This window comes from Bacillota bacterium (assembly GCA_023511485.1).
GTDB lineage: Bacteria > Actinomycetota > Aquicultoria > Aquicultorales > Aquicultoraceae > CADDYS01.
Genome location: JAIMBH010000029.1, coordinates 1 through 14498 on the forward strand (window position 1 = coordinate 1; position 14498 = coordinate 14498).

Annotated in this window: 16 protein-coding genes; 2 read left to right on the forward strand and 14 right to left on the reverse strand. The window is 45.5% G+C overall.

What is annotated here, in order from left to right; genetic code table 11:
- Nucleotides 1-160: 160 nt before the first annotated feature.
- Both K6T91_09320 and K6T91_09325 read right to left on the reverse strand, forming a co-directional pair.
- Nucleotides 161-451, reverse strand: coding sequence for a general stress protein B (locus K6T91_09320; GenBank protein MCL6472991.1), 291 nt, complete (start codon nt 449-451; stop codon nt 161-163).
- Nucleotides 452-663: 212 nt separating this feature from the next.
- Complete coding sequence (locus tag K6T91_09325; GenBank protein MCL6472992.1) at nt 664-897, reverse strand: hypothetical protein; 234 nt, start codon at nt 895-897, stop codon at nt 664-666.
- Nucleotides 898-1062: 165 nt separating this feature from the next.
- Here K6T91_09325 and K6T91_09330 point away from each other — a divergent pair, with 165 nt between their 5' ends.
- Complete coding sequence (locus tag K6T91_09330) at nt 1063-2253, forward strand: ATP-grasp domain-containing protein (protein ID MCL6472993.1); 1191 nt, start codon at nt 1063-1065, stop codon at nt 2251-2253.
- Between the two features lie 41 nt (nt 2254-2294).
- Here the strand turns inward: K6T91_09330 and K6T91_09335 are convergent, their stop codons facing one another.
- The 4 genes from K6T91_09335 to K6T91_09350 all read right to left on the reverse strand — a co-directional run bounded on the left by K6T91_09335 (nt 2295) and on the right by K6T91_09350 (nt 4434).
- Nucleotides 2295-2456 carry an Em GEA1 (EM1) gene (locus K6T91_09335; GenBank protein ID MCL6472994.1) on the reverse strand — a complete coding sequence of 54 codons (162 nt, stop codon included), beginning with the start codon at nt 2454-2456 and terminating at the stop codon, nt 2295-2297.
- A 123-nt stretch (nt 2457-2579) separates the two neighbouring features.
- A complete protein-coding gene (locus K6T91_09340) occupies nt 2580-2804 on the reverse strand; it encodes a hypothetical protein (GenBank protein MCL6472995.1) in 225 nt (74 codons plus the stop codon).
- A gap of 219 nt (nt 2805-3023) precedes the next feature.
- A complete protein-coding gene (locus K6T91_09345) occupies nt 3024-3242 on the reverse strand; it encodes a hypothetical protein (protein MCL6472996.1) in 219 nt (72 codons plus the stop codon).
- A gap of 259 nt (nt 3243-3501) precedes the next feature.
- Nucleotides 3502-4434 (reverse strand): RimK family alpha-L-glutamate ligase, encoded by a 933-nt coding sequence (locus tag K6T91_09350; GenBank protein ID MCL6472997.1) that lies wholly within the window; start codon nt 4432-4434, stop codon nt 3502-3504.
- Between the two features lie 247 nt (nt 4435-4681).
- Here K6T91_09350 and K6T91_09355 point away from each other — a divergent pair, with 247 nt between their 5' ends.
- Entirely contained in the window at nt 4682-5428 is a 747-nt protein-coding gene (locus K6T91_09355; GenBank protein MCL6472998.1) for a DUF72 domain-containing protein, read from the forward strand.
- Nucleotides 5429-5468: 40 nt separating this feature from the next.
- Here the strand turns inward: K6T91_09355 and K6T91_09360 are convergent, their stop codons facing one another.
- From K6T91_09360 to K6T91_09395, 8 genes are all read right to left on the reverse strand, one after another.
- Nucleotides 5469-6053: a tetratricopeptide repeat protein gene (locus K6T91_09360; GenBank protein ID MCL6472999.1), complete on the reverse strand. Its 585-nt coding sequence runs from the start codon at nt 6051-6053 to the stop codon at nt 5469-5471.
- A gap of 76 nt (nt 6054-6129) precedes the next feature.
- Nucleotides 6130-6636: a hypothetical protein gene (locus K6T91_09365; GenBank protein ID MCL6473000.1), complete on the reverse strand. Its 507-nt coding sequence runs from the start codon at nt 6634-6636 to the stop codon at nt 6130-6132.
- Nucleotides 6637-6842: 206 nt separating this feature from the next.
- Nucleotides 6843-8219: an amidohydrolase family protein gene (locus K6T91_09370; protein MCL6473001.1), complete on the reverse strand. Its 1377-nt coding sequence runs from the start codon at nt 8217-8219 to the stop codon at nt 6843-6845.
- A 146-nt stretch (nt 8220-8365) separates the two neighbouring features.
- Nucleotides 8366-9331, reverse strand: coding sequence for a polyprenyl synthetase family protein (locus tag K6T91_09375; protein ID MCL6473002.1), 966 nt, complete (start codon nt 9329-9331; stop codon nt 8366-8368).
- Between the two features lie 37 nt (nt 9332-9368).
- Nucleotides 9369-9938 carry a hypothetical protein gene (locus K6T91_09380; GenBank protein MCL6473003.1) on the reverse strand — a complete coding sequence of 190 codons (570 nt, stop codon included), beginning with the start codon at nt 9936-9938 and terminating at the stop codon, nt 9369-9371.
- Nucleotides 9939-9966: 28 nt separating this feature from the next.
- Nucleotides 9967-10599, reverse strand: coding sequence for a redox-sensing transcriptional repressor Rex (locus K6T91_09385; protein MCL6473004.1), 633 nt, complete (start codon nt 10597-10599; stop codon nt 9967-9969).
- Between the two features lie 256 nt (nt 10600-10855).
- Complete coding sequence (locus K6T91_09390; protein MCL6473005.1) at nt 10856-12922, reverse strand: O-antigen ligase family protein; 2067 nt, start codon at nt 12920-12922, stop codon at nt 10856-10858.
- 205 nt (nt 12923-13127) lie between these two features.
- Nucleotides 13128-14489: a sugar transferase gene (locus tag K6T91_09395; protein ID MCL6473006.1), complete on the reverse strand. Its 1362-nt coding sequence runs from the start codon at nt 14487-14489 to the stop codon at nt 13128-13130.
- Between the last annotated feature and the right edge of the window lie 9 nt (nt 14490-14498).

Below are 14498 nucleotides of genomic sequence, written 5' to 3' on the forward strand. Positions count from 1 at the left end.
CCTCGAGTCTCCGTGCTAACTGACGGCCCGCATCCACGCGGTCCCGGAACATGATAAACCTTCCTTATCCAATAAAATTACTGGATACAATTTTAAGGTATTTTTACCCATAAAAAAACAGCAGGCCACAGGCCTGCTGTTTTTTGATCTCGGCCACCGGTTACTCAGCCATCTTGCCACGCTCGATAAGCTCTTTTACTTTCTGGCCACCCTTGTGCCCAATCTCCTCATAGAACTCGTGTCCGTATTTCTCTTTAACTACCTGTCCACCCTTTTTGCCGCCTTTATGACCTATTTCCTCATAAAATTCCGGTCCGTATTTCTTCGCGGTGGTTTCTCCACCCTTGTGCCCAATTTCCTCATAGAACTCAGGTCCGTATTTCTTCGAAGTGGTCTCGCCGCCTTTGCGACCCGCTTCGCTAACCGTCATTTTGCCTTTCTCTTCGGCCATTAATATCGCCCCCTTTCAGGTATCTTTCAGGTATTTAATACCCGCAGATATACCTTCTAAACGTTGAGGTTCTTCCTCGGCAACCGCTATTGGGTCAAAGCCAATCCCGGATAGAAACCCATAGACAAGCCGCCGGCTAAAACACTAAAATTTTGCACATATAAAAGGACGGAAACGCCCGTCCTTTTATATGGCTCTTTGTCCAGATAATTTTACTCGGTAGCCTTCTTACCCTCTTCAATAAGGCGTTTTACCTTCTGGCCGCCTTTATGCCCAATCTCCTCGTAAAATTCGTGGCCATATTTTTGCTTCGTAGTCTGGCCGCCTTTCTTGCCACCCTTATGTCCAATTTCTTCATAGAATTCGGGACCATATTTTTTTGCGGTTGTCTCGCCGCCTTTGCGACCCGCTTCGCTAACCGTCATTTTGCCTTTCTCTTCGGCCATTAATATCGCCCCCCCCTTTCGCGGTTTTCATACCCCGCATTCCGCAGTTTAAACATTTACTCAGCAGAGCGAACCTTGGGGTTCTTACCCTGCTGGGCAGTCGGCAATTTGGTGCATTGCTGCGCGATTTCGAATATAATGCGGGAAGACTGGAGGAGATGTTTGATGAAAGTCCTGGTAATAGGTAACATAGGCTTTGACCTTATGGCGCCTAGCTTACAAAGAGAAGGTATTGAAACTGTTCTTGTTATCACCACACGTGAACCCCTCAATGCAGAATATGCCGATGAAGCATATTTTTTTAACTCAGAAAATTCTGACACCGATTATTGGCCTCTTGTAGAGTTTGCACTCGAAAAAAAAGTCGACGCGGTAATCTCAATTGCCGGACCAGATGTCGCAAATCTAAGAGACGGATACGTCAAAGAAATCCTTGAAGCCGAGTTCGGAATCCCTGTACTGGCTAACCCACTTGAGGCAGTTAGAACAGCCGCGAACAAAGAGAAGACTAAAGATTTTTTGAAGAAGCACGGTTTCCCGACAACCGAGGGTAGAGTCATATCTTCGCGTGCCGAAGCGTTTGAGGTAGCGAAAGAATACGGCTACCCACTCGTACTTAAGCTAATCGACCACTCTGGTGGGACCGGTATGAAGATAGTTACAAATCGCCTGGAGCTTATAACCGGACTGGCAGATGCAGAAAGAATACTTATCGAAAAATATACAGCTGGACCGGAATTCTCGGTTGAGGTGCTAAATTATGATGGTAAGACATTGCCCTTGCTACCGGTTTTTAAGGGGCATACAAATCATCAGGGTCTCCATCCTATGGAGCGCGTAAAACTTGCACCGGCTCCTTTATCCGAAGCCGACATCGCAAAACTAAGGCATCTAGCGCGAGATGTCATAAGCACGCTAAATGTACAACCGACCGGAGATGTCGATATAGTTTGGTCGGAAGATGGCCCGAGGATACTTGAGATCAACCCAAGATTTGGCGGCGTCACAGCTTTGTCGATGGCAGCAAGCGGGATAATATCTTACCATGCCTTAGTTGATATGTTGCTTGGCAGATGGAACTCAATCGATTATCACTTCGACAGACACTATGCAGCCGACATGCCGGTATTTTCAGATATAGCAATCGACAGCGTAAGAGATCTTCTTAACCTGGATGGTGTTTTCAGGGTGAAAATCCAAAAGCTGTCTAAGACCTCAGGCAGAATTGCACTCAAAGCTAAAACCATGCAAGAACTTTTGGGCACAGCCAATAAGGTAGCTGCGCTGTGTGATTGCAAAGAGTGCTTCATGGAGTTAAAAGAGCTTCCAGAAAAATTAAAAGTGGTAGCTAGTTAACTAGCTACCACTTTTATCCTACACGTGTAAACTTGGTGTGACTAACGCGCCGCTTGTTTACCGCGCTCAATAAGCTCTTTAACTTTCTGGCCACCTTTGTGCCCGATTTCTTCATAGAACTCACGGCCATATTTTTTGGCAGTGGTCTTGCCACCCTTGCGGCCCGCTTCGCTCACGGTCATTTTCCCTTTTTCTTCGGCCATCTGCGTCACCTCCTTTGGGACTAGCCATTGGCAATTATTTTGTACCCCGGGCTTATACCTCTTAAACTCCAATTGCTGAGGTGATTGCATCAATTTAGAAAGGAAGATTCTTTATTCTCTTATTTAGCCTCCCGCCTCTTTCCCCTTTTCTATGAGATCTTTGACTTTCTGGCCGCCTTTGTGTCCAATCTCCTCATAAAATTCATGCCCGTATTTTTTCTTAGTAGTCTGGCCGCCCTTAGGACCACCTATCTTCCCGCCTTTCTCACCGATTTCTTCATAGAACTCACGGCCATATTTTTTAGCGGTAGTTTTACCACCCCTGCGGCCAGCCTCACTCACGGTCATCTCTCCTTTATTTTCCGGCACCCTTTTCACCTCCCTCCGAATTGCTAACTATGCCACCGAAAAGATCGCTTTTGTTTAGCAGTTCTACCCAGGAGTAACGTCATTAAACAATTTTTAGGGTTCAGGGGCCAGGGGCCAGGGGCCAGGGCTTATTGAAGAACAAAAAAGGCGGAGCTTGGCTCCGCCTATATTACCCTGGCCCCTGGACCCTTTAAAAAGTTAGGCCCTTTTTTTGCCTTCTTCAATAAGACGTTTTACCTTCTGGCCGCCTTTGTGTCCAATTTCCTCATAGAACTCAGGGCCGTATTTTTTCGAGGTGGTCTGCCCGCCTTTTTTACCGATCTCCTCATAGAACTCAGGGCCGTACCTTTTCGAAGTTGTCTCGCCGCCTTTGCGACCTGCTTCGCTAACGGTCATCTTGCCTTTTTCCTGTGCCATCTTGTTCACCTCCTATCATAAGATCATTTCGCTTGGACAATTTGTTTGCGCTTCTTGCCTTCCTCGATAAGATTTTTACTTCTGGCCGCCCTTGTGTCCAATTCCTCATAGAACTCAGGGCTGTCTAACTGATACCGTTGCTGTTAGACAAACTTCTCCGCCGTATTACATTTACCCGCAAAATCCGACAATCAATCGCCTTATTATTAAAAATTTCACCTTTAGTCTGTTTCCCACTTTGTCAATATTTAAACATCAGCTAGGCAGCCCTGCGCTTTAGCCTATGAATGATATAACTAATAATATCCTCCGCTACATTTCTCCCGGTCGCCTCCATGATTCCATGCCAGGCTGGAGCACTGTTCACCTCAAGTATGTAATTGCCATCTGGACCTTCGATTATATCTACTCCCGTGTAATCTAACCCTAAACACCTACTTGCTCTTATTGATATATCTCTCTGCTCATCGGTTAGCGCGCAGGCTGCAGGCACCCCGCCGAACCTTATATTTGTCTTCCACCGGCCAACCCGAGCTTTACGGTAAATTGAAGCCACCACTTCATCTCCAACCACAAAAGCACGGATATCACGGCCCGGATTTGGGATATACCGCTGTAGACATATACACTTGAACTCATCTAAAAGCTTCTTTATCCTTCTCATTGCATCTTTTTCAGATCGCTTGACCCTGATCACGCCATACCCCTGGAAACCGTACAGCGGCTTAGCAATAACATCATCATGCCCGGCAAGAAACGCCCCGGCATCTTCCATCGCTTGCACAATAACAGTCTCCGGAATGCGAAAGCCTTTTTCTTGTAGGATAAAGCTGGTCAAGAACTTACTCTCGGCTACCTGAATTGCTGAGGGCGAGTTAACTAAAAGAACACCCATTCTTTCGAGCTGCTCGAAAACCTCGAACTGAAAATCGGTTTCACCGTTGAAATTAAGACCTCTGATTACCAGGGCATCGAATTTTCCTGCATTGTCCGAGCCAATATTTATTGCCTGGCGGTTATTCATCTCAACGAAGAAATGGATTGGATCCACAATCTTTACTTCAGAAACCTTGCTTGCGGCGTCAAATAAATCGTGGCTCGTTGGGTCGACACCGAACTGTCCCGTAACTATACCTATCTTGTACAAGAATTCTCCCTTGATTTTTGTCTTGACAATGTAATTAATAAGCATGGTGAATTTTACCCACCTATTTGGCGGTTAAACCCTAGGAATTTTTGATTTTCGACTGTGAGCTGAAGATATTTATCCAGCACGGGCTTTAGCGAATATAAAAGCAGTGCAGGGCTTTGGCCCTGTCTCAAGTATTAATCCTATCTGGCAGTAGGTAGGCACTATTTATGCCTGCTTGCTACGAGAGAAGTCACTGACTTCTTTGCCCTTTAATTTTAAATTTTGAATTAAGGGATATGTTATAGACATGCAGAACTTTGCTGCCAGAGGAAAATTGTATATCGGTACATCGGGGTGGAGCTATAAACACTGGAAAGATATATTCTACCCTGCCAATCTGCCGGAGAGGAAGTGGCTTGAGTTTTATGCAACAAAGTTCTCAACCGTCGAGATAAACAATTCTTTTTATAGATTGCCTAGGAGAGAAACTTTTGAGTCATGGCGAGCCAGCACGCCGCCAGGTTTTGTCTTTGCAGTCAAAGCAAACCGCTATATCACACATATAAAGAAACTAAAAAATGTGGATACGGCCTTGGTAAGGTTTTTTGAAAATGCAAGCGGACTTGCCGATAAACTGGGTCCGGTATTGTTTCAGTTTCCGGCTAACTGGCATGCAAATGCCGATAGGTTGGAAAGTTTTTTAAACATCCTGCCAAACGGTTACAAGTACGCCTTTGAGTTTCGCCACACATCATGGTTTCGTGACAACATCTACGCTTTACTTGAGCAAAAAGGCGCCGCCTTGTGCATCGCTGATTCGCCAGAATGGCCATCTCCTTTTAAAATAACAGCGCCATTTGTTTTTATCAGGATGCATGGTAGCCGCCAGCTTTATGCATCTGACTACACCACGGACGAGCTATCCCGGTGGGCAAAAAAAATCGGCGACCTCTTAGACCGCCGGCTTGATGTTTATATATATTTTAATAATGATGCGCACGGCTACGCTGTAAAAAATGCACAGGAGTTAAGAGAGCTCCTCCAGTGCATCTAACTGTTAGCTGCTGGTGACATCGGTAATTTGCGCCGCTCTGCTACTTCTGCTTCTTGAGAACCGCAATGCGGTCTTTTGCAAGTTTTACCCCCTCACCTTTTGGGTCCAACTCAATATATTTCTCGTACGCCTGGATTGCCTCTTCACTTTTGCCGCTGGCCCTCAAAAACTCAGCTAAGTTAAAGTACGCTAAAGCATGATTTGGATTGATCTCGATGGCCTTTCTCGCTTCGGCAGTAGCCGTTTCGACCTGCCCTGAATAAAAATATTGGATCGCCATATCGACCCGGGCATTAACATTGTTCGGGTCAAGTTCGAGCGCCTTTCGGTAACTATCAATCGCCTTGCTCAGCGCACTTGAGTCATTTGATGATTTTGCATAATCGCTGTATGCATTACCGAGTTTAACCCAAGCATCCGCACTTTTTGGATTTTTCTGCGCAGCCTGTTCAAGAGCCGCCAAAGTCTGCTGAACCTGTACCTGTCCTTGACCTTGTTGATTAGTGTTATTGATCGTTTCGGGTATTGAGGTAATAAACGGTATGAAATATGCAATAAAGGTTAATGAGACGATAACCGCTCCAACCTTCGTTACCATACTCACTTTTTTCTTGTCTAAAAGCACCTCTGCCTACTCCCTTGTAACGTTATCGGTTTAGACGAGAAGGCAGAAACCTGTACCGTTTCTGCCGCTCCCGCTCTTATTTCTTATCCTCACCGGGTTTTACTTCAACCGATTGGCCACCCGGCGGTATATCTCCTGATGCCGGAACATCGCTCTTAGTGTGTCCACTACTTTGGTCTACCTGTGTTTGGCTAGAGCTCGATTGCGTTGAATCGCCACCTATGCTGGGGTGGCCGGCAGGCAGCTGCCCGCTGTTTAGCTGCTCTGAAGATAAAGGGGGTGCGCTGCCAGACTGCCCTTGGGTTGAGTAATCAGATAGACCACTGCTTGTTGGCGTCGTACTAGTTGGCTTCAAAAGCGCACCAACAAAGAAGCCAAAGACAAAAGCCACGACAACCAGGGCAACTGTCCACATAAAATCTACTTGTTTAGGCATGCTCAATCCTGCAACCTCTCCATCTGCAGGTTCTGATTTAGCAGCTGACTTACCGGATGATTTTTTTAACGTCTTGCCATCTTTCTCAGGAGCCTCGCTCTTACCGGGAGCAACGTTGTTTTTGTCCTTGGAAATTTCGTCTCCCAACGAGTTTACCCCCTTTCAAGGTCATTAGTGGATACTTTCTACTACCGATTTACAATGATAACGCTTTGTCAACCACCTATCAACTGTTTTGTGAAACACGTTTCCGATGTCTAAAACGTGCTCAGATTTAAGTGCGCCAAAGTCAAGCTACTTAAGTGCCAATTACTAGTGCTATTGACAGTATTTCTTATCAACAGCAAGGTATGCTATCTCCCTGCTATGGGTGCACTGCTTGCTGTCTGCTTGACCTTCTTCCTTATGGGCTCAGCTTTCTTTAAAATCTCAACCTCATCTAGGAGAGTATATTTATAATCCTGATAGAGAATCTTGCCCGCCACCATGGTGAGAATTATATTTTCCTGGTTAGCGGTATAGACAAGTGCCGAATAGGGATCACGAATCGGGATCTGGTGGCTATGCGACATATCCACCACAATAACATCTGCTTCTTTGCCCGGCTCAAGCGAGCCCACTTTATCTTGTAGGTTAATTGCCTTGGCACCACCCAGCGTCGCCATGTAAACAAAGTCCTGTGCGGTAAACCCAGCCGATTTTGTTATCCCCCGCTGCATGAGAAGACCTGTTCGCATCTCAGCAAATGGGTCCATGGTGTTATTGCTCGCCGGGCTATCAGTTCCTATCCCAACCTTTAATCCTCTTTCCAAAAAGCTTGATAGCGGCGCTATTCCCATGCCCAGTTTTGCGTTACAGCGGGGGCAGTGGGCAACCGCCACGTCGTACCTCTGAAGAATATCAATATCTGGCTCATCGACCTGAACGCAGTGAACCGCAAGGGTGTTTCCACCCTCAAAAACTCCCCACTCCTCGAGATACTTCACCGGACTCACACCGGTTGGCTGCCAAAGGATATTACCCCATCCAGCAACCTCCCAGTATTCATTGGCAAGCTGGCCCGAACCGTATTTCACAAAGTCATACTCTGCTTTTGAGCCCGCAAGGTGCGTGCAAATCTGCAGGTTCTGCGCTCTTGCCCACCTAGTAGATTCCTTATAAAGAGGGGCCGATACCGTATATGGCGAGTGAGGAGCAAACCCGATAATAAGATTGCTGCCCGAAGCCGAATCAATCCAGTGCGCTATATCCTTTTCTGCCTTCGACATTATCTGAGATACTTTAGTATGGTCCATACCGGTAACTTCGTAGTAGATAATCCCCCGCAAACCTGCATCACGGGCAGCTATAAGACTGGCTCCGCTCTTTGTGATATCTGCAATAGTCGTAATGCCTGACTGTATAGCTTCAAGAGCTCCAAGGTAGGCAGAATGAACCCAGTCACCTTTGCCAAGAGCTTCACTTTTTATGGTAAGCTGTATCTTCCAATCAGCATAACCGAGGTCATCACAAACCCCTCTAAACACGCTGTACTCAAGATGGGTGTGAAGGTCCACAAATCCTGGAAGAATTACAGCTTTGCCAAAATCCCTTACTTCTTCTTCTGGATACCTGGCAGCAAGCGACTTTAACTTTCCAACATCCTTAATCTTTGAGCCCTCTATTAAAATAGCCCCATCCTGAATCGGATTATGACTTATCGGCAATACCCATTTTGCAGATAATAGCATGCGTCACCTCTAACACTACGATTAAAGCTTTGCTCGATTTTCGAGCAATAATCTCCTGAAACTGCTTTATAGCTATCAGCACTCAGCAATCAGATTTTTATTTCTTTGTGTTTAGGCTGACAGCTGATAGCTGAAGGCCGATAGCTTTAATGGTATCTATCAACAACAAACTCGGCGATTCCCTTAAAGATAGCTACCGCATCAGGTTTAGATAAAATTTCAAGCGATTGCATTGCTTTATCAATATAAGACCTTGCTGTATTTTTCGTGCGTGCAATCGCACCGCATTCGTTTATCATCTTTATTGCAAGAGCAATTTCTTTATTGCTTGGCCTGGTACTTGCAATAATCGCCGCAAGGTCACTACCAGACCCAAGCTCCTCAAGCGCATAAAGTATAGGTACAGTAACCGTGCCGTCGCGAACGTCCACCCCAACGGCCTTTCCGGTCTGTTCTCCCCCGGCAACATCAAGTACATCGTCGTATATCTGAAAGGCTATTCCTAAGTTTTCACCGTAGCTGGTCAATGCGCGCACTTCAACTGCTGATGCACCAGATATAGATGAGCCAACTTCACAGCAAGCGGCAAACAAAGCCGCGGTCTTTCTTTTAGCCTTCTGCAGGTAATCCTCAAAACGCTGCTCAGTTACGTGAGCGGTAACCATTTGGTCAAACTCACCCAGACTCAAATCGATAGCGGCTCGGACCATCACCTCAACAAGCTGCATCTCCGAGTTCGACAGAATTTCAAAAGCCGTAGCAAATAAATAATCCCCTGTAGCCAGCGCAACACGCTCGCCCTGGACTGAATTTACCGTCGGAATTCCACGCCTCGTTGTAGCATCGTCTAAAATGTCGTCATGGATAAGCGATGCCATATGGATAAGCTCAGAAGCTACCGCAGCAGGCATAAGTTTTTCAAGGTCGTAATCTCCTACCATCCCCGACATTAAGACCAATGCTGGGCGTAATCTCTTTCCACCCGCTTTAAGAGTTGCAAGAGAAGCTTCGGCTAATATACCATCACTGGCCGTCGCTGCTTTTGTAAGCTCTTTTTCAACTTCTATTAAATCCTGAAGGATACGCTGTGGGATTGGGTAGGCTTTATTCATAATTTAAATTAGTATAATTTAAATGCCATTTTTCTGTCTACTGCAAATGGTTTTGCAAAGGCTGCGAAAGCTCTTTGAGAATGAGAGCTGCGTGCTCTTTCACAGCCTCCATATCGGCCGAGCAGTTGCCCAACCGAGCCCCTATGGTGACTGCCGCATCGAACAGGCTGGCATATTTTTTATTTTCCGAAGCAGCTAAGCCTTTTTGCGGCCCGCAAGCTTCCAGGCGGGCTATATCGGCAATTGCCCTTACCATAATCTTAACTACATAGCTCTTTTTAAGTTCAGCTGCAATACGGATTGCTTTTGCATAATAGTAATCTGCAGTAATTAAGAAAATATTGCGCTCTGTTGAATTTCGGGGGCTTTCATGGTAGTGCTTTTCAACAGCAAGCCGAAGCAACTCAAGACCCACCGCAACCGGTTTAAGCTCCTCAGAGCGGTAACTACCGCAGCTTGCAGTAGCAAACAGCAGTGTGGCCAGCGGAAGATTATCTGCATCGCAGAATTGGTTTTCAAGAAGAACATGACCTGAAAAAGCATTTTTCAAAAGTTCTTCTTTGGTTTCCGTTAGATCGCGTTCAATGATACTAATAAGTGAGGACATATTACTTGGTCCCATAACCGCCGGTCGATTAACCCTTTTGCAGGTAGTAAGAAAGTATCTGTAACTCAACAGACAGATCAACCTGGCGCAACACTACACCATCAGGGACTTCAATGGTGATTGGAGCAAAGTTGATTATCGCTTTAATCCCCGCATTTACCATCCGATTTGCAACACCTTGGGCAGATGAAGCCTGTGTTGCGATAATGCCTATATCTACCCCGCCTACAATGCCTTTAGTAAATTCTTCAAGCTCATTGATATTTCGCACCTTAATCCCGTCAACTTCAGTGCCAACTTTAGCCGGGTCGCGATCAAATGCTCCTACAACTTTAAATCCCTTTTCTGAAAATCCCTGATAACCGATAAGTGCGCCGCCCAACCGTCCAACGCCAACTATCACTACCGTCCTATCCCTTAGCAATCCCAGCCATTTCGAAATCTCATTAATAAGCTGGTCTACTTCATAGCCAACGCCACGGGTTCCAAATTCACCTAAGTACGAAAGGTCTTTTCTTAATTGTGCGGCGTTCGTTCCAGCCATCGCTGCAAGACCATCAGATGAAACGATTTGCTCGCCTTTATTCGCCATCATTACCAACGATCGAAGGTAAACGGGCAATCTTGCTATCGTTGCTTGCGGAAGCTTAGCCTTCTTCAATGCTACCCCTGCCCATCATTCTAATTTGGTCAGCCTCCATCAACTTTGTGATTATGAGAACTTTGCATGATTTTAACCCAGACACCTATTTTTGTCTACAGTAGGAACCTTAAGGATGAAGAGCTATCTGTAAGGAATTACCCCTATAAAGCAGCACTTTTATTAAAATTAAAAGAGCCCTTTCACGATTTTGGGCTCTAACTTCGCAGTAAAACGTCTTGCCGGCAACGATAATTTGGGCCAGTAGCACAAAGCATCAATTATCTATACTGGAAATTGCCGCTTTCGCTTCCTGGTTATTAGGATCCATAGTCAATAATTGCTTATAATATTTCTTAGCTTCTTTTTGCATCCCCAGCTCTTTATAAGCTTCCGCTATCATCTGGATAGCTGCTTTTTCCTGAGGCTTGACCTTCAATGCGAATTCAAGCATATTAACAGCTTCTTTATATCTACCCTGATATAAGTAGATATTGCCAAGCAGCATATGGGCCGGAAATGAATTTGGGCGCACATTCTCAATGGCGTATTCAAGCCGGCTGGCCGCATCGTTTAAAACTGGATCACTCGGCCCAGTAGCAGTTTTGGCAAGTGCGCCTGCCATCGATACATAATGGTCCATATCGTATGGCTCTGCATCTATGCCCTCCCGGTATATTTCAACTGCTCTATTTATAAGTTCAAGGCTTTGTCGAGCTACACCGGCACGCTCAAGTAATAAACCATAGCTATCGTAATACCTGCCGTTTTGGTATAAATCGATGGCCTTTTGATACTCTCCAAATGCCATCTCTAGATTGCCGCTATTCCCAAGCTGAATTGCTTGTGCGTAATGCTGATCCGCCCTGAAGATTCTGATGCCATAATACGCCGAAACGAGCGATATTAGCGCGATTACAACAGCGGCAACTTTAAGGGAAACATCCCCTGTTTGCCGTGAAAATATCTGGGCTGTGCGAACAAGAGAAGAAGAAGCGACTATCGCCCCCAGCATAAGCCAGAAAACAGACGTACTGCCGGAGATGCTTATGCCAAAAAGCAAATGGACGCAATAGCCGAGAACAGCAGTCGTTAATCCTGCGCTAACAAACCTCTCGCTTTCCGGCAGCTTAAGCGTAGCCCTTACGCCAACAAATAAAACAGCGATGAAGAAACCAAAAAGAATGATAGCTGCTGGAACTCCAATAGTTCCAGCAATCTGGATCACGTAGTTGTGCGCATTGTCAGCAACCGTCCGCCCACCCCCCATCTGGGCGTATCTAAAAGTCTCGAATTTTTCAGAGGCCAGCCTGAACATATCAGGACCCCAACCAAAAAGCGGCCTTGTTTTAATCATCTGAGCGCCAGCTTTCCATATCTCAAGGCGGGAGCCTGCGCTTCCTTCGGTTACTTTAGTAACTGATTGTATGCGCTCTAAAAGATGAGCCCCGCCAGCACTTACCGCAGCTGTGTAAGTAGCGGCCACAATGAAGATAACTATAAAAATGCCGAAGACCAGCGATGCTTTTACTGGATGCTTTCTTATCGCTCCAAAAGCTATAACGATAAACGCAAGCATCGCCGCAAGACCACCAAGCCACGCACCGCGGGTAAGCGCAAAGAAAAAACATAGAACCGCAATAATATATGCAAAAAAGACAAAAGCATCGTAGAACAAAGCCCGGGTCCTGTCTTTTATCTCTTTAGATCTAAAGAACTCCGCTACAGTTACAGGCACCAACATAACTAAAAAACCTGCCAAAAGATCTGGGTTTCCAAATGTCGAGAAGCTTCGTCTCTCCTCAAACGGCAAAGAGGACCACTTAAGTGGGTCGAGTCCTAAGTACTGCAAAACGCCGTATATTGAAATAAACACTCCAGCTATGGTAATTACAGTACCCAGCCTTGATAGCCTCTTTGCATTAGTAAATGCTTGAATGGCTAAAAAATACAAAATGCCGTAGTTAAGAAATGTAAGGAGCCCTTCGAAGCGCTTGTACTTTCCGTGAACTGCAGTAGGAAGATGCAGCGAAGTAAAGGTCGAGATTATGACCAGGGCAAGAAATCCAAGGACTACAAAATCAAGCTTTGTCCAACGGACTTCATTTTTTCTGGAAGTCAGTATTTTGCCGATCCAAAGAATCACGGCAAACAAGGTCAGAAGACGCAAGAAAAGGATTTTTGTAATGTCGAATTGATCAAACGTTACCCAAATTGGACGCGACATTACCAGTGGAAGCAGAAATGCAATTGCAAGTAAGCTGTAAAACACCCAGTTATCAAGCTGTTGCGGAACTGTTAACTGATTGGCAGAAGGCTGCTTAGACTGATTGTTTTTAGCCATTTAGCTGAGACTCCTATCTAATATTTAGTAACTGGTGTTTAGTTACAAGTTCAGTGCTACAGTTAACCCTATAAAAATTCAACTAACATGGTAAAGATACCATTTTTTATCTCAGCAAGCTAGGGACAAAAATTAGTGCTGCGGTTTGTCAGTGCTGCAGGACGGCAGCACTGACAAACCGCAGCACTCGCCTGAAGGGCGACTTCTATCTTGCCCCATGTCCGGTCAACATCACTTTAGCCGTCTTTAGGATTATCTGAATATCAAGTAAAAGCGACTGGTGATAGATATAGATCAAATCGTATTTGAGCTTATTTCGGGCAGTTGTGGCATAACCGCCGCTAATTTGAGCTAGACCGGTAAGACCTGGTTTGACTTTAAACCTCTCTGCATAGCCTGGTATATTTCGCTTAAATTCGTCAACGAAAAACGGTCTCTCCGGTCTTGGACCGACAAAGCTCATGTCTCCCTTTAAGATGTTTAGAAGCTGCGGTATTTCATCTATACGGTACTTGCGGAGAATTCGGCCAACCGGTGTTATTCGTTCGTCATGTTCCGTTGCAAGAACTGGCCCTGTCTTAAGTTCAGCGTCCGCTACCATCGTGCGAAATTTATAGATATAAAAAGCTTTCTCCCACTGGCCGACTCTCAGCTGCTTATAGATAATTGGTCCGGGAGATGTTACCTTTATAGCTATTGCTGCCAGGGTAGTTACTGGGAGTGAAATAAGAAGTCCTAGAGCTGCACCCGATATATCGATGATTCTCTTTAGCAGCAACTCCCACTTGCTCGCAGGGTCTCTGGTTAACTGAATAAGGGGAATATCGCTTACCAGGGTATGATCGACCCTACCGATATATATTTCATAGAGTTCGGGTATTACTTCAAGCCGCACGTTGGTTGACGCTGAGCGTGCCAAATCCTCAAGCATCTCACGGTGAGCGATTGGCGATGTTACAATGACCCTGTTTACATTATGCTCGCGAATAATCGGAATAAGATTGTCGAGCGTACCAAGTACTTTGGTGCCATTAACCGAGATTCCAACGCTTTGCTCATCTTTGTCAATCATGCCCACGACTTCGTATCCCCACTGGCTGCGGTTTTGCAACTCCTTCATAATCTCTAAGGCAGGCTCACTGTTTCCAACTATTAATACACGTTGGGTAGGCCACTTAATGTTAAAAAACCTCGTGGCCATAATCCGCCAGCCGCTTAGCAACAATATCTGCATTAGCCAAGCTAAGATGAATACGGGCCTCGGAAACGAAAAGAACCGGCTAAAGAAGGTCAAGAATACATTTAAGACCAGACCAATAGTTACCGCTTTAATAACCGCGGAGACAATATCCCAACTATCCCCAGTCTTCTCAACATCGTAGAGGTCATAGACATATAATGCGATGGCTTGTAGCACTGTGATAAAAAGAGCAAGACTTGTATATGCCTGGAAGTTAAAATCAGGCAAACGGCCAGAAAAGCGCAGCAAGAACGCTGCAACAATCGCCACATTGATGAAGATTATATCGTTTATTAAAGAAAACAAAGCCCACTGTTTTCGGTTCATAAACCTAGT